Annotated in this window: 13 protein-coding genes; 9 read left to right on the forward strand and 4 right to left on the reverse strand. The window is 64.1% G+C overall.

The genetic code is table 11. The features are described from left to right. The first annotated feature begins 40 nt into the window (after window positions 1-40). Genes J6595_RS14445 through fhuB form a run of 4 tightly spaced genes read left to right on the forward strand, consistent with a single transcriptional unit; the run spans window position 41 to window position 5,938 of the window. Window positions 41-2,251, forward strand: a complete 2,211-nt coding sequence (locus J6595_RS14445; RefSeq protein WP_209595270.1) for a TonB-dependent siderophore receptor — start codon at window positions 41-43, stop codon at window positions 2,249-2,251. A 5-nt stretch (window positions 2,252-2,256) separates the two neighbouring features. Beyond that, window positions 2,257-3,072, forward strand: a complete 816-nt coding sequence (locus tag J6595_RS14450; RefSeq protein ID WP_209595271.1) for an ABC transporter ATP-binding protein — start codon at window positions 2,257-2,259, stop codon at window positions 3,070-3,072. Continuing rightward, a complete protein-coding gene (locus J6595_RS14455) occupies window positions 3,069-3,968 on the forward strand; it encodes an ABC transporter substrate-binding protein (protein WP_209595272.1) in 900 nt (299 codons plus the stop codon). Before J6595_RS14450 ends, J6595_RS14455 begins: the two co-directional genes overlap by 4 nt. Beyond that, window positions 3,965-5,938, forward strand: a complete 1,974-nt coding sequence (gene fhuB / locus J6595_RS14460) for a Fe(3+)-hydroxamate ABC transporter permease FhuB (RefSeq protein WP_209595273.1) — start codon at window positions 3,965-3,967, stop codon at window positions 5,936-5,938. Before J6595_RS14455 ends, fhuB begins: the two co-directional genes overlap by 4 nt. A gap of 236 nt (window positions 5,939-6,174) precedes the next feature. Here fhuB and J6595_RS14465 read toward each other — a convergent pair whose 3' ends face one another. The 4 genes from J6595_RS14465 to J6595_RS14480 all read right to left on the reverse strand — a co-directional run bounded on the left by J6595_RS14465 (window position 6,175) and on the right by J6595_RS14480 (window position 10,431). Further along, on the reverse strand, window positions 6,175-7,449 hold the full coding sequence (locus J6595_RS14465; protein WP_209595274.1) for an NAD(P)/FAD-dependent oxidoreductase: 1,275 nt from the start codon (window positions 7,447-7,449) through the stop codon (window positions 6,175-6,177). Window positions 7,450-7,565: 116 nt separating this feature from the next. After that, window positions 7,566-8,498, reverse strand: a complete 933-nt coding sequence (locus J6595_RS14470) for a 4-hydroxyproline epimerase (RefSeq protein WP_209595275.1) — start codon at window positions 8,496-8,498, stop codon at window positions 7,566-7,568. 35 nt (window positions 8,499-8,533) lie between these two features. Further along, window positions 8,534-9,466, reverse strand: a complete 933-nt coding sequence (locus J6595_RS14475) for a dihydrodipicolinate synthase family protein (RefSeq protein ID WP_209595276.1) — start codon at window positions 9,464-9,466, stop codon at window positions 8,534-8,536. A 242-nt stretch (window positions 9,467-9,708) separates the two neighbouring features. Continuing rightward, window positions 9,709-10,431 (reverse strand): GntR family transcriptional regulator, encoded by a 723-nt coding sequence (locus J6595_RS14480; RefSeq protein ID WP_209595277.1) that lies wholly within the window; start codon window positions 10,429-10,431, stop codon window positions 9,709-9,711. Between the two features lie 218 nt (window positions 10,432-10,649). Here J6595_RS14480 and J6595_RS14485 point away from each other — a divergent pair, with 218 nt between their 5' ends. The 5 genes from J6595_RS14485 (at window position 10,650) to J6595_RS14505 (ending at window position 16,064) form a co-directional block, all read left to right on the forward strand. Next, window positions 10,650-11,882, forward strand: coding sequence for a metal-dependent hydrolase family protein (locus J6595_RS14485; RefSeq protein ID WP_209595278.1), 1,233 nt, complete (start codon window positions 10,650-10,652; stop codon window positions 11,880-11,882). After that, window positions 11,879-12,439: a hypothetical protein gene (locus J6595_RS14490; RefSeq protein ID WP_209595279.1), complete on the forward strand. Its 561-nt coding sequence runs from the start codon at window positions 11,879-11,881 to the stop codon at window positions 12,437-12,439. The genes J6595_RS14485 and J6595_RS14490 overlap by 4 nt, the downstream gene beginning before the upstream one ends. A gap of 32 nt (window positions 12,440-12,471) precedes the next feature. Next, window positions 12,472-13,458, forward strand: a complete 987-nt coding sequence (locus tag J6595_RS14495) for a sugar ABC transporter substrate-binding protein (protein WP_209595280.1) — start codon at window positions 12,472-12,474, stop codon at window positions 13,456-13,458. A gap of 93 nt (window positions 13,459-13,551) precedes the next feature. Beyond that, window positions 13,552-15,090, forward strand: coding sequence for a sugar ABC transporter ATP-binding protein (locus J6595_RS14500; RefSeq protein WP_209595281.1), 1,539 nt, complete (start codon window positions 13,552-13,554; stop codon window positions 15,088-15,090). Further along, window positions 15,087-16,064, forward strand: a complete 978-nt coding sequence (locus tag J6595_RS14505) for an ABC transporter permease (protein WP_209595282.1) — start codon at window positions 15,087-15,089, stop codon at window positions 16,062-16,064. Before J6595_RS14500 ends, J6595_RS14505 begins: the two co-directional genes overlap by 4 nt. Window positions 16,065-16,071: the final 7 nt, after the last annotated feature.

Below are 16,071 nucleotides of genomic sequence, written 5' to 3' on the forward strand. Positions count from 1 at the left end.
AGCAGATGGCCGTCATGTGTCTTTGCGTTGCAGGTCTTCGATGAACCCCTTTTCCGCCGCACCTTGCCCGTTTCGCTTCCGCCGACGTCTGGCTCTCACGAGCGCATTCGTCACCGCCGGGCTGCTCGGCCTCTTGCCTGCACAGCCGGCACGCGCGCAGAGCGTCGTGACGCTCGACGAGGTGGTGATCGGCAATGCGGCGGATACCGGCGTCCGGCAGGACGGATCTCCCGGCAGCGCAAGCGGTCTTCAGCCGGTCGATGGCTACGTCGCGAGCGAAGCGACGGCGGGCGCGAAGCTCGCAACGCCGCTTGCAGAAATTCCGCAGTCGGTTTCGGTGGTGTCACGCAAGGAGCTCGACGACCGCGGCGTCCAGAAGGTTGACGAGGCGCTGCGTTACACGCCTGGTGTCTATTCCCAGCCCTTCGGTGCCGATTCCGATACGGACTGGATCTACATTCGCGGCTTTGACGCCACCCAGTCCGGTATGTTCCTCGACGGCCTGCAGCTTTATTCCTACGCCTTTGCCGGCATTACCGTCGATCCCTTCCTGCTCGAGCGGATCGAGGTGCTCCGCGGCCCCGCTTCCGTCCTTTACGGCGGCTCGAATGCAGGCGGCATCGTCAACGAGGTTTCCAAACACGCCGACGGCGCCCATCACGGCACCGTCGAAGCCGGCATCACCGACGATCCCAACGGCTATGTGGGTTTCGATGTTGGCGACCCGTTCGGCGAGGCAAGCCCCTGGAGCTACCGGGTCGTCGGTCGCATCAAGGGTGGCGACACCCAGACCGACTATGCCGACAATTTTCGCGGCGCGATCGCGCCGAGCCTTCTCTTCGAACCCGATGCCGACACGCGGCTGAAGGTCTATGCCAGCTACCAGTATGACGAACAGCGCCATGGCGGCGGGTTCTGGCCCTATGTCGGCACGGTCACCGAAGCGCCTTACGGCACGATTCCGCGCGATCTGTTCTACAGCGAGCCCGACCTCGATTCGTTCAGGTCCAAGCAGGCGAGCGTCGGCGCCGACCTGACCCAGGCGTTGACCGACCAGATCACGCTGCGCTCGAACACCCGGCTGTTCCATGTGGAGCGCAGCGAATACGGTCCGTACCCCTACGACTTCGATACCACCGACGACACATTGTACCGGCTGAACTTCGCCCACGACACGAAGGCCGACATCTTCGAAAGCGATAACCAGCTCATCTTCGAGGAGCAGATCGGCGCGGTTCACCATCAGCTTCTCGCTGGCGTGGACTACAAGTACTACCGTATCGACCAGTGGCAGGCGACCGGCCCCGCAGCCGAGCTCGACCCGATCGACCCGAACTATACCAACGATCTCGGATCGCTCTACGACCCCTATACCGACGAAATCGTCGATATGAACCAACTCGGCTTCTACGTTCAGGAGCAGGCGAAGTTCGGCGACGGCTGGATCCTCACCCTGAACGGGCGTTACGACAATGTGTGGATCGATCGCGACGATCGCACTGCGGCAGACAACGACTACGACCGCGAGGACGGTGCCGCCAGCGGCCGGGCTGGCCTCGCCTATGAGTTCCAGAACGGGCTGACGCCCTATGTCAGCATCTCGCGCTTCTTCCAGCCACAGATCGGCACCGATACCGCAGGTCAGCCCGTCGGACCGCAGACCGGCGAGCAATACGAGGTCGGCCTGAAATACGCCCCGACCTTCCTCGATGCGAGCTTCACCGCCTCGCTGTTCGATCTGACCCGGCGCAACACGCTCCAGAACCGGACGGTCAACGGCGCCTACATCACCGAGGCGCTCGGCGAGGTCCGCTCGCGGGGCGTGGAACTGGAAGCCAGCGTCAATCTGGACGACGCCTGGAACATCACCGGTGCCTTCACCGCCTATGATCTGGAAATCACCGAGGACGCGGACGCGGCGATCGTCGGCAAGCGGCCCTGGCTGGTGCCGGAGGTCCTGGCTTCGGCCTGGGTGAACTACACCGTCCCGTCCGGTCAGTTGCGGGGTCTGTCGGCGGGCGCCGGCGTGCGCTATCAGGGCGACAGCTACGCAGACAACGAAAACACGCTCAAGGTGCCCGATGCGACGGTCTTCGACGCCAGAATTGGCTATGAGCGAGACAATTGGGGTGTTTCGCTCAACGTCAACAACGTCTTCGACAAGAAATATGTCTCCGGCTGCCAGAGCGCGGCGAGCTGTGGCTATGGCGAAGGCCGCTCGGCTCTCTTGAAGACCCATTTCAACTTCTGATGACGATGCCCGACAAACCGGGGGGCTTTGAGAGCGGCGCCGGCGAGGCGCCGCTCTTTCGGGTGGAGGGGGCCGGCTTCGCGCTCGCCGGGCGCGTGATCCTCGAGCCTATGGACCTCAGCCTTGAGGCCGGCTGTGTGCATGGGCTGATCGGCCCGAACGGCTCCGGCAAGTCGACGCTGGTGAAGCTTCTCGCCCGACAGGCAAGCCCCCATTGCGGGCGGATCGCCTTCGCCGGCAAGCCCATCGCTGACTATGGCGATCGCGATTTTGCCCGGCGCCTGGGCTATCTGCCGCAGACGCCGCCGCCGACCGACGGGATGACCGCGCGCGAGCTCATCACGCTCGGCCGCTATCCCCATCACGGAGCGCTCGGTCGGCTGTCCCGGAACGACCGGTCATCGATCGCGCAAGCCATGGCGAAGACCGCGACCGAAGCCTTCGCGGATCGGCCGGTGGATGCGATGTCGGGCGGCGAACGTCAGCGGGTCTGGCTCGCCATGATGCTGGCTCAGGGCGCCGACTGCCTCGTTCTCGACGAGCCGACCTCGGCCCTCGATGTCGCCCATCAAGCCGAGATGCTGAAGATCCTGCGCAAGCTGTGCGACGATCACCGCCATTCCGTCGTCGTCGTCCTCCACGACATCAACATGGCAGCGCGGATCTGCGACAGGCTGATTGCGCTGAAAGGCGGGCGCATCGTCGCCGATGGCGCTCCGGCCGCGATCATGCGGGCGGAAACGCTGCGGGAGATCTATGACGTGGCCATGGGCGTCTTCGCAAGGCCGGGCGACGGCGCTCCCGTCAGCTATGTGGCATGAACGCCCCTCGTGCTGCCCTCACACGCCGGCGATTTCTTGCCGGGCTCGCAGCCGGCGGGTTCTTTCTCACGTCGGCACGGGCGTCAGCGGCGCGGCGCTTTGCAGTCGTCGACTGGGCCCTCCTGGAAACGACGCTCTTCCTCGGCCTCGTCCCCGTGGCGGCGCCGGAGCTGATCCTGTTTCGCCGTCTTGCGGTCGAACCGGACGTGCCGCGGAGCGTCGCCGATCTTGGCCTTCGCGGTGCGCTGAGCTTCGAACGGCTGGCAATGCTGAAACCCGACATCGTCTATGGCAGCAACTACAGCGCCTGGACCGCTCCGCAGGTCGAGACGGTCGCGCCCCTGAAGATCTTCGATCTCTTTCAGCCCGGCGAACCGCCGCTTGCCAAAATAGAAGCGATGACGCTGGCCTTGGCCGAAGATCTCGGCATCGCGCAAGAGGCCCGCACCGTCATCGCCAGGGCCCGCGCCGAACTGTCCGCCCACCGAGGGCGCTTGAGCGCCACGAAGCAGCGCGGCGTTCTTCTCGTCGATGTCGGAGATGCCAATCACGTCCGTGTCTATGGCCGCGATTCCCTCTTCGGCGACACGATGACGCGGCTTGGCCTTGAAAACGTCTGGCGCGATGGCACACGCTACAGCGCCAGCGCACCCGTCGGCATGGAGGCGCTGGCCGCTTACCCGGACGCATTCCTGATCATCGTCGGGCCCGTGCCGCCCGATGCAAGAGCCGCGATCTTGCATGGAGCTCTCTGGCAGGCGCTGCCTTCGATCGCCGCTGGACGCTTTGCGATCATCGAGCCTTGCAACGCCTTCGGCGGCCTGCCGGCCTCGCTCCGCTTCGCCCGGTTCGTCACCGCCGCCTTGCTGGCGGAAAAAGACGGCGCTCCGACATGACGGACCTCCAGCCGTCGCTCGCCTTCAGCTTGACCGTCAAGTCTCGCCCGTTTGTCGGCTGGTTCCTCCTCTTTGCCGTGGCGATGACGCTCTTCACTGAGGCGTCACGCCTGGCGCTCGACGGACTGGCACCGGGCTTTGCCGCCCGATACCTCATCGATGGTCTGGCGCCCCGCGGGGTTTTCGCGCTCCTTGGCGGGGCGGGGCTCGGGCTTGCCGGCGCGCTTCTCCAGCGCGCGCTTCGCAACCCGGCGGCCGACCCCTCGACGCTTGGCATCGGCGCGGGCGCGCAGCTTGCGCTCAGCGCCGCAACGCTCTTTGCTCCCGCACTCATCACCGAGGCGCGCAGCCTCGTGGCCTTTGCCGGAGGCGCCGTTGCTCTGACGGTGGTGCTGCTTCTGTCGCGCGCCCGGCAGTACGATCCGGTGACGATGATCCTGTGCGGCATCGTCGTCTCGCTCGTCTGCGGGGCACTGTCGGCGTCGCTGATCCTCGCCGGCGGCGACTACATGCTGTCCCTCTATCTTTGGGGCGGCGGCGCGCTGGCGCAAGACGGCTGGCGCGACGCCATCGTCCTTGGCGCTCTCGTCTCGGGCGCCATCATCGCCGCATTCCTGCTTCGCCGACCACTCGCCCTTCTCGGACTTTCCGATGAAACGGCCCGCGGTCTCGGCGTTTCGAGCGGCGCAATCCGGCTTTCCGCCATCATTGTCGCGACGCTCCTGGCAACCACCATCACTGCCTTTGTCGGCATCATCGGCTTTGTCGGGCTGATGGCCGCCACCCTTGCAAGACTGTCCGGTGCGCGCACGGCTAAAGCCCAATTCCTGGCGGCTCCGGTGATCGGGGCCATCCTGTTGTTTGCCACCGACTCGCTGGTTCTCCTGATCGACGCCGTGTTCGAGACCAGCACGGCAACCGGGGCCGTCACGGCGCTGGTCGGCGGGCCGCTGCTTTTATGGCTGCTGCCAGGCCTGCCCCAGCGCCCGGCTGCTGCAGTCGCGGTCGCATTTCGGCGCCTTGCACGACCGCTCGCGTGCCTTGCCGGGCTTGTCGCGCTGATCGTCCTTGCCGCCGTCATCGCCCTGCTTCTTGAACCGGATGGAGCCGGCTTTCTTCTTGATATCCAGGCGGTAGCGGCACTGTTTCCGCTGCGTTGGCCGCGTCTTCTTGCCGGGCTTTGCGCCGGCGCGATGCTCGCCGTCTCCGGCGTCATCCTGCAACGCTTCACGGCCAACCCGATCGCCAGCCCCGAAGTCTTGGGAATCAGCTCCGGCGCGGGCCTCGGACTTGCCGCGCTGCTGGTCGTGTCGCCCTATGCCGGCACCGGCGCGGAACTCGCAGCAACGGTTGCGGGCGCCCTGACAGCGCTCGCCGCCATCCTCGCCTTCGCTCGCGCGGCACGGCTTTCACCCGACCGGCTGCTTCTCGGTGGCATCGCGGTCGCTTCGCTGGCAGGAGCGGGCGTCACACTCGTCATGGCACGCGGCGGGCCGGAATCCACGCGTCTCCTCGACTGGATGAGCGGCTCGACGCTGCGGGTTTCGGCAGGCCTCGCTCTCGGCGAGGCAGCGCTTGCCATCACTCTCGTGCCGCTGGCCCTTGTCGCCCATCGCTGGCTCGCCATTCTCGCACTGGGGCCAACCGCGACGCGTGGTCTCGGTCTCTCGCCGCGAAAGGCCGGGACGCTGATGGTGACGCTTGCCGCCGTCCTGACGGCCGCCGCGACACTTGCCGTCGGGCCTCTGTCCTTCGTCGGGCTGATGGCACCACATCTGGCGCGCACGATCGGCTTTGCCCGTCCGCGAAGTCAGATCGCCGGCGCAGCGCTCATCGGTGCCCTGCTGATGGCGGTGACGGATACGGCCGCGCGCAGCCTCGCCTTTCCCTACCAGCTTCCGACAGGCCTCTTCGCGGCGCTCGTCGGCGGGCCTTATCTCGTCGTCATGGTGCTGCGAAAACCGCGCTAAGCGTCCCGAAGCATAGGCCCGAAAATCGGGATCGATTTTCGCAGGCCCTGTCGCAAGCGCAGGGGGATGCCTGAAATCCGATGCCTCATCGATCCTGTCCAAGAGATGGCAGCAGCTCATCTCAGACATCACCCGATTTGCGCGTCAGAGCCTGTCGTGACGACCAGGTGAGACTGTCCTGCGGTCCTCAGCTGATTTGCAAGATGGGGCCGTTCAGTCCGAGTTGTCACTGCCGGTCAGGGCCGGCCACCGAAACGGAGGGGGGCGTAGGGCGCGAGATCAAGTGCGGGAGACCGTCGCGCGACGATATCGGCCACGAGCTCGGCGGTGCCGGCAGACTGGGTCAGGCCCAAATGACCGTGACCGAAGGCATAGATCACCCGATCAGCGCGGGGCGATCGGCCGATGGCAGGCAGGCTGTCGGGCATGGAGGGGCGGAAGCCCATCCACTGGGTTCCGCCGGTTCCGTCGAAGCCCGGCAGGAATTGCACGGCCTTCTGCACGAGAACCTCGGAGCGCCTGTAGCTCGGAGGCAGCTCTAGCCCGCCGAGCTCGACCGCGCCACCGACACGCAGCCCGTCGCCGATCTTGGACACGACGAAGCCGTGGCTGTTGAAGGTGACATGGGTGCGCAGATCGAAGCTGCGGGTCGGGAAGGTGGTGTTGTACCCACGCTCAGTTTCCAGAGGGATACGATCTCCCAGAGTTCGGGCGAGACGGTGCGACCAGGCGCCGGCGGCCACCACGACCTGATCTGCCTGGAGAACGCCGGCGGGGGTTTGAAGGACGACCGCATCGCTCTGCTGCGCCATCGACACGACGTCGCTGGTGTCGATCACGCCGCCAGCGGCGCGGAAACAGGCCGCGAGGTGCTCGGTCCATAGCTTCGGGTCGACGGTGTTCATCCAGTCGGGGGTGAAGCCCGCATGGGTGAAGCGCGGCGCGAGGCCGGGCTGGATTTCGGCGATGGCCCCGGGGCTTTCGATGAGGTCGAAGGCAATGCCATGCTGACGGCGCAGCTCCCAGGCCGGCAGGCTGGCGCGATACTCCGTAGCGCCTTCATAAACCTGAAGCTGTCCCTCGCGGCGCATCAGCGGCTCCCCGTCGACACGGGCGATCAGCCGTTCGAGCGCGGCGCGCGACAGCTTCATCAGCTGTGCTTGGGCCGAGATCGAGGCCTTGTAGCGGCGCGGCCTGCTGGCCGCGTAGAAATGCCGGGCCCAGGGCAGCATCTTCAGAGCATAGGCAGGACGCAGCGACAGCGGCCCGAGCGGGTCGAGCAGCCACTTCGGCGCCTTGAAAAGGATGCCCGGAGAGGCCAGCGGCTCGACATCCGTAAAGGCGAAGGCCCCGGCATTGCCGCGAGAGGTCTCGTTTGCCACGCCGCGCCGGTCGAGCAGGGTCACCGCGTGCCCCTGCTGCTGCAGCGCAAGCGCGGCGCTGACACCGATGACGCCCGCGCCGATGACGATGACGGAGCTGCCTCCAGCCTGGTTGGAACTCTCGGACATGTCGGCCCCTCTTCTGCGCTCGTCATTCTGACGGTTGGCCGTGCCTTTGCTGACGAGTTCTCGCCGTCTTTAAAAATGCCGGACGGACCGGGTGGCCCGCCCGGCAGTGGGGGAGTTCAGGGGGCGATGCCGTTCCGGAAGGGATCGTCGGGATCGAAGATCAGCGTGCTCTCGGCCATGACATGGGCCTTGCCGGTGATCGAGGGGATCACCCCGCCCGTGGGGCCTGCCTCCCAGGAGAGGCGATAGGCAGAGCCGATGATCGAGTGCTGGATGATCTCCTCGCCCTCGGCCAGCCTTCCGGAGGCGGCAAGACAGGCCAGCCGCGCCGAGCTGCCGGTGCCGCAGGGCGAGCGGTCGTAGGCGTCATCGGGGCAGAGCACGAAATTGCGGCTGTGCACCGCCGGGTCGCCCGAGGGCCCGTAGAAGATGATGTGGTCGATCACGCCGCCGTTCTCTCCGGCGATGCCGGCAGCATGCAGCGCCTCGCGGGTGGCGACGGCGACATCGGTGAGCGCGCGGATATTGTCGGGCTCCACGGGCAGTGGGCTGGGATCGACAAGGAAGAACCAGTTGCCGCCATAGGCGACATCGCCGGTGACGGCGCCGAGGCCCGGCACCTCGACGGTGACGTCGGTCATGGTGCGGCGGCTCTCGATATTGGTGACGGTGACGGTGTGGGCATCGGTGACCAGCACCGTGACGACGCCTGCGGGCGTCTCGATGCGGTGGCTGCCGGTGCCGATGCGTCCCAAGTGGAAGAGCGTGATGGCCAGGCCGATGGTGCCATGGCCGCACATGCCGAGCACCGCCTCGACATCGAAGTAGATCACCCCGGTGACGCAGCTGGGGTCGTTGGGCGGCACGAGCAGGGCGCCCACCATGGCTACTTGGCCACGCGGTTCGAGCACCACGGCGCGGTAGGCATCGCGGAACTCGGTGGCGAGGCGGGCGGCACGCTGTGGCAGCGGGCCGTCGCCGAGGTCGGGGAAACCGTCGAGGATGACCCGGGTGGGTTCGCCGCCGGTGTGGCTGTCGATCACATGCATGTCGGTCCCCTTGGTTCCCCGTCTCAGATGGGCCTTCAGGCGGCCCAGTCTGCGTACCAGGCCTTGAACTGGGCGTACTGGGTTTCGACGAAGGCCTGCTGTGCAGAGGTCAGCGCATCGGTTTCGTTGAAGTGCAGCGTGTATTCCGCGTCGCCATTCAGGACCATGAGGTACTTGTAGAAGAGTACGAGGTCGACGCCCTCGTCGAACTTCGACAGCACCATCAGCGCCTCTTCCAGCTCACGTGCCTTGACGCGGGCGGCGGCATCGCCGGTGGCAGCCTTCTCACAGAGCTCGACGAGGTGCAGGACCTCCTTGGGCAGGGCATTGCCGATGCCGGTGATGGCGCCGGTCGCACCGCATTTGACGAAGCCGTGGAAGACCTGGGTGTCGACACCGACCATCAGGGTCAGGTCGTCATCGCCGGAGGTGATGGTCTCGGCCGCGTAGGACATGTCGGCGGCGCCGCCGAATTCCTTGAAGCCGATCAGGTTGGAGTAGCTGGCGCGCAGGTCGAAGAAGAGATCGGCGCGGGTGGCGAAGCCGTAATAGGGGCTGTTGTAGATCACCGCCGGCAGGCCGCTGGCGGCCTCGAGGATGGCGGTGAAATGGGCCTTCTGCGCCGCAACCGAGGTGCCGCGGGACAGGACGCGCGGGATGATCATCAGGCCAGCGGCGCCGACGCGGGCGGCATGGGCGGTGATTGCCACGGCCGATTTCGTGTTGATGGCCCCGGTGCCGACGATCACCGGCACGCCAGCATTCACGAGCGCCTCGACGCCGACCATGCGCTCTTCGTCGCTGAGCAGCGGCCAGTCCCCCATGGAGCCGCAGTAGACCACGGCCGACATGCCCGCTGCGATCAGCTCCTTGCCCTTGCGCGCGAGGGCGTTGAAGTCGGGGGTGCGGTCCTCCTTGCAGGGGGTCATGAGGGCCGGAATGCAGCCTGTGAAGATACTGTCGCTCATGTGGGGGGCATCCTTTCGAAATTAGGGCCAGTCAGGGTAAGACGATGCCTGCCGGGAAGGGGTGTCGTGCCGAAGCGGGCCCCGATCCGGGGCCGGGCAGTCGGAGGGCGCCCATTGCTGAGACAGCAGCTAGCATGAAGTAGACTTCATGTCGACAAACAAAATGCAACAATGCGAAGGCTGAATTAGCTTCGCAGCCGGGGGGCCACGAGGAGCTGTGCGACAGGGCGCCTTGCCCTGTTTCAGAGGGTCAGCGACGAGGCGCTGCGTGAATCGGCCGAGATGTAGGAGCGGATCTGGCGCACGATCTGATCGGCATGGGCCACCGCAAGGCGGTCCGATTCCTCGACATCGCGGGCGATGAGCGCGGCGATCATGTCCTCGTGCTCGACCACGTACTGGCGCGGCAGGTTATCGTCGTAGGAGTGGTAGTAGAGGCGAAGGATGCGGCGCCCCTCGTCCAGCAGGCGACGGAACAGGTCGGTGTAGTACTTGTTGCGGCCAGCGACGGCGACGGCGATGTGGAAGTCGCGATTGGTCGCGATCATTGCGAGCACGTCGCGTTCATCAACGGCGCGGGAAAAATTGGCTTGGTGCGCGCGGATCGCAGCCACGTCGGCTTCAGAGTGGTTCCCTGCCGCAAGGCGCGCGGTCACCCGGTACATCAGCGTCAGTGCATCAAAAAATGAGCCGAGCTGCAGGAAGTCGATGTTGGACACGATGGTCGTGCGGTTGGTCAGGGTGGAGATCAGTCCCTCGGCGGCAAGGCGCACCAGCGCCTCGCGGATCGGCGTACGCGACATCGAGAAGCGCTGCGACAGGTCTGTTTCGTCGATAGGGCTGCCAGGGGCGAGTTTCAGCTCGATGATCTCGTTGCGCAGGATCTCGTAGACGTAGGCTACGCCTTCCCCGCGTTTGACCTGGGGCGGATTGCCCTCAACCGCTGTAACCGAAGCCTCTGACATTCTCTTGATGACTCCTGAGTTTTCCGCAGTCTGCACAATCCGGTGGATTTACACCACTCACCTTTTAATATTTTTATTGTCGACAAGGACGCGATTTCGCAGCTAGTGTCCTCTCTGACCGCGCCGGCGCAAGACTGCCACGCCCCACCCGGGTGCAGGCCATCCAGCGGCGTCGCTGCCCTCACGGTAGCTAGGACTGAACAGAACCGGGACTGATCATGACGACTTCCGCCTACACCAATGCCTGCCTGTTGGACTTGCATGCGGAGCGTCTGTCCCGCCCCACCACCGTTGTCGTGGAAGGCGACCGCATCGCGTCGATCGGCGGCGAAGCCCCGGCGGGTGCAGAGGTGATCGACCTCGGCGGCCGGACCTTGATGCCCGGCCTGATCGACAGCCACTTCCACGTCGTAGCCCATTCGCTCGACCTGTGGGCCAATGCCGTCGCCACGGATTCGCTGGCCGCGCTTCGCGCCGCAAAGATCATGGAAGAGCTGCTCGACTGCGGCTTCACGACCGTACGTGACCTCGGCGGCGCAGACCTCGGCCTGGTGCAGGCGGTAGACGACGGACTGATCGACGGCCCCGACCTGGTGATCTGCGGCAAGGGCCTGTCGACCACCGGCGGACACACCGACCTACGTGCGCGCACCGACATCCGCCCCGATGCCCTGTCTTGGCGCCTGGGCAACATGGGTGTGCTGGTCGATGGCGTGGACAACGTGCGCTACACCTGCCGCAAGATGCTGAAGGAAGGCGCCAAGTTCATCAAGGTCATGGCCAATGGCGGCGTCTCCTCTCCCAATGATCCGATCGACTCGATCCAGTATTCTCGCGACGAGATCCTGGCGATGGTGGAAGAGGCGGAGAATGCCAACACCTACGTCTCGGCCCACGTCTATCATGACAAAGCGATCCGCCGCTGTGTGGAGTTGGGCGTAAAATCGCTCGAACACTGCAATCTGATCAGTGCCGAGACCGCAAAGCTGGCTGCCGAGAAAGGCTGCTTCGCGGTGCCAACGCTGGTGGCCTATGAGGGGCTCAAACTGGAAGGTGCGGCGCTGGGTCTGGGGCGGGCAGAGCAAGCCAAGATCGACATCGTGCGCGACAAGGGCTTGGAATCGCTTGCGATCATGCGCGACGCCGGGTTGCCCATGGCCTTTGGCACCGACCTTTTGGGCCAGTTGCGCAAATATGGCGGGATGGAGTTCGACCTGCTGGCCAAAGTGCTGAGCCCCACGGAAATCCTGCGCTCCGTGACCGAGATCGGCGCGATGGCCTGCCGCAAATCGGGCGAGATCGGCGTGATTGCCGAAGGCGCGCGGGCCGATTTCATCGTGCTCGACGGCAACCCGTTTGACGATGTCACCCTGCTTGGCCGCCCCAAGGACCATCTGCGCCTGGTCGTTAAAGCAGGCCGCGTCGCGCGCGATTTCGGGCTGCCCGCATGAGCTGCGACCCCGCCCATCTATCCGCCCTCGTCGCCGGCCCCGAGGCCGCTGCCCGCGTCTTTGCCTATGCGCAGGCGGGGGTGAATGCGGCGGTCGGGCGCGGTCTGATGACGGCCTCGATCTTTGACATCGAGAAGATGCGCTCGCGCCGGGTGTTTTCCGAAGACCCAGGCGCCTACCCGATCGGAAACTTCAAACGTGTCGATCCCAATGGCTGGTACGACCGCGTGATCCGTGGGCGGGCCCATTTCGCGGCCACCACGATCGAAGAGATCGCTTCCGCCTTTTTCGATTGGGAGAAAATCCGCGATCTGGGTTTTGGCTCAAGCATGAACCTACCGGCCATCGCCGATGACCGGGTGATCGGTACGATGAACCTTCTCGGGCCCAGGGGCATGTTCGATGCGACCAATGTGGCGCGCGTCTTGGCGTGGCAGCCGGTGGTGACCACGGCCTTTTTGCTTTTGAACCTGCGCGATCGTGAAACAGCCACGTTGCATGAAGGGCTGTCTGTCGCGAACCCCCTGGGGGGTGAGGGCCTCCCACCGCCTACCTGACACAACCGGACCAACATGGAGACTTCCCCAAGATGCGTACCCTAGCTCTTGCCTCGGTGATTGGCGCGGCGCTTATGGCCACCGCTGCCCATGCCAAAGACTACAATATCGCCTTTCTCGCGGCCTCCTCGCAAAACGGCTTCAACCAAGCGATCTATAGCGGTATCAAAGAGGCTGCCGCGAAATACCCCAATGTGAAGACCCAGATCTTCGACGGCGAATTTTCCGCAGACACCCAGTTCAACCAAGTGGAAGACATTGTAGCGGGTGGCAAGTTCGATGCGATCATCATCACGCCTAATGACACGGTGGGCGTGGCAGCAGCTTTGGAAGATGCGGTAAAAGCGGGGATCAAGGTGGGCACCACGCTGTTCCCGGTGGGCCCCAACCTGTCGGATATGCAGCCGCAAGTGCCCGGCTTGACGGTGACCGTGGCCTCGGACCCGGTGGTGGGCGCGACCGCACAAGCCAATGCGGTGGTCAATTACTGCAAAGACATCGACCCGTGCAAAGTGGCCGTTCTGATCGGTCAGTTGGTCTTCCCTTTCGATAACCTGCGCAACGACACCTATAAAAAGGTCTTGGGCGAGCACAGGAACATCAAGATCGTCGCCACTGGCGAGGGCAATTACTCGCCCCAAACCTCGATGGTGGCGATGCAGGACATCTTGCAGTCCCACCCCGACATAAATGTCGTGCTCTCGAATGCCGACCAGCATCTGATGGGGGCCGAAGTCGCGATCGAGGATGCGGGCCTTGATATGTCCAAGATCTTCACAATCGGCGGCGGGCTGAACCAGATCGCGGTCGACTCGATCCGATCGGGACAATGGAGCGCGACCCTCGCCCAATTCCCCGAATCTGAGGGCAAAGCGGCGCTCAATACGATGGTCGGCGCGCTCGATGGCAAGAAAGAGCCGACTTGGATCGACGAATATTCGCTGCGCGACACGCCCAAGATCATCACCAAAGAGTGGCTCGATGCGCATCCTGCCTTCCAGGCGGAATGGAAAGGCTGACCGCCCGCGACCTCGCTTTGGGGCGCGCGGCCTATCTCCCCACGCCGCCGCGCGCCCAGCTTCGCCCCCGACAGAGCTACCCAAGGAAAGAGCATGGAGCACAAAGAAATCGCCGTGCGCCTGCGCGCGATGGCCAAAAGCTTTGGTGGCACCAAAATTCTTGACGATATCAGCATCGATTTCTTGCAAAGCTCGGTGCACGCGCTGGTCGGTGAAAACGGGGCTGGCAAGTCAAGCGTCGGCAAGGTCGTCGGTGGCTATTACACCCCCGACGAGGGCACGCTTGAGGTGTTTGGCCAAAAGGTCGAGCGGTTTTCGCCGCGTGATGCACTGGGCCTTGGCATCGCGATGATCCATCAGGAATTGCAGCTCGTGCCCGAAATGACGGTCGTCCAAAACGTCTTTCTAGGCCAGGAGGCAAACCGCGCAGGCTTTTTGCGCAAGGGCGATCTGGCGCGCTTTCATGAGTTGGAAAAGACCTGCGATTTCGGGCTCGATCCACATGCGCGCATCGCCGATATGCGCATCGCCGAGCGGCAGAAAGTCGAAATCATGCGCGCCATCGCCCGTGATGCGCGGGTGATCATCATGGATGAGCCAACCTCTTCATTGACCGAGGATGAGGCCGAACGCCTGCATCAGCTGATTGCCCGTCTCAAGGCGCGCAATGTCACTGTGATCTATGTCAGCCATTTCCTTGACCACATTCTCGCCCATTGCGACCGGGTCACGATCATGCGCGATGGCCATGTGATCCGTACCGATGACATGGCTGGTGAAACCAAGCAAAGCCTCGTCGAGTCCATGCTGGGGGCGGCGTCTGAGATCAGCTGGCCCGCGCTGCCCCCAGCCCCGGACCGCGCCCATACTGCCATTGTCGAGATGCGCGAGGTGGCCACCGATACGGGCCTGTCTGACATCTCGCTCGAGATTGCACCGGGGGAAATCGTCGGCCTCATCGGGTTGGTGGGCGCAGGTCGATCCGAGGTCGGGCGCGCGCTTTTTGGGGCCGATCCAATCACCGCAGGCAGCTATTCGATTGCGGGCGTGATGCAGTCCAAACGCTTCAACATCCCCAAGGCGATCGCCCAAGGTATCGCCTTTGTCCCCGAAGACCGGCGCAAACAGGGGCTCGTGCTGACCCAGACGACACGGCCTAATATCTCGCTCGCCTCTCTGGGGGCGATTTCGAGCAGGGGTTTCATCAGCACCCGCAAGGAAACCGCCCGCGTCCGTGCCATGATCGAACATTTCGGCATTGTACCAGCCGCCACCAATGGCGAAGTCGCCTATTATTCGGGCGGGAACCAGCAAAAGGTGCTGCTCTCCAAATGGGCCATCGAGCGCCCCAAACTGCTGATTCTCGATGAGCCCAGCCGCGGTGTCGATATCGGCGCGCGCAGGCGCATCCATGACTTCATCATCGAAATGGCCAAGGCTGGCGTGGCTGTATTGCTGATCTCGTCCGAATTGGAAGAGGTGATCAACCTATCTCATCGCGGCTACCTGATGAGCGAGGGCCGCATTTTTGCCGAGGCTGACTGCCGCAGCTTGAGCGTGGAAGACGCCCTGCGCCGCATTTTCAAAGAACAAGACGCCGCCCCCAGCAGCAAGGAGGCTCAAGCAAGATGAGCGACACTCAACTTTCCGCGCAAGCCCCTCGGCCCAGTTTCAAGATTTCGCCCGGCGATTTTGCCCGCGAATATGGCGTGCTGACGATCATCGTCGTGCTGATGATCGCTCTTGCCCTGATCTCGGACAGCTTTTTGACCGCGCGCAATCTGCTGAACATCATCAATCAATCTGCCCCGCTGGCCATCATCGCCTGCGCCCTGACACTCGTGATCATTGGCGGGGGGTTCGATCTGTCGACCGGAGCGATCTTTGGTGTGGCCTCGGTCTCGGCCGGGTGGGTCGCGGTACAGATCGACCCGTATATGGCCATTCTTGTGGGCCCGCTGGTCGGCCTTGTTCTGGGCGCGATCAATGGCTGCATTATCACCGGCTTTGGTGTGCATTCCTTCCTTGTGACGTTGGCCACGAGCCTTGTCTATCGCGGCATTGCGATCTTGATCACCGGTGGCGCGCTGATCCCGGTGCGGATCGAGCAATTCTCATGGCTGGGCCGGGGGCGGATCGGGATGGTCCATGTCGCGGTCTTCGTGCTTTTGATCGTGATGATCATCTTCATGGTGCTGTTGAACCGCACCACCTTTGGCCGCCGGGTCTTTGCGGTGGGGGGCAATGAAGAGGCGGCGATCTTGTCGGGCATCCGCACCAATCTGATCAAGATCATGACCTTCACGCTTTCGGGTATGGCGGCAGGGCTTGCCGGTGTGATTGCCGTCAGCCGCATCTCGATGGCCTCGCCGCAGGCGGGCACCGGTATGGAATTCGAAGCGATTGCTGCCGTCATCTTGGGGGGCACCTCGATTATGGGCGGCGCGGGCGCGATCTGGCGCTCTATCGCGGGCGTCTTGTTGATGGCGCTGATCGGAAACGGCTTCAACATTCTCAACATCAACCCGTTTTTCAAAGACCTGACCACCGGTGTGATCATCGTGGTGGCAGTGGCCCTGGCGGCATCGGGTCGCAAACGGCGTTAACGCCGTC

Origin of the sequence: Jiella mangrovi, assembly GCF_017815135.1 — a bacterium.
Taxonomy (GTDB): domain Bacteria; phylum Pseudomonadota; class Alphaproteobacteria; order Rhizobiales; family Rhizobiaceae; genus Jiella; species Jiella mangrovi.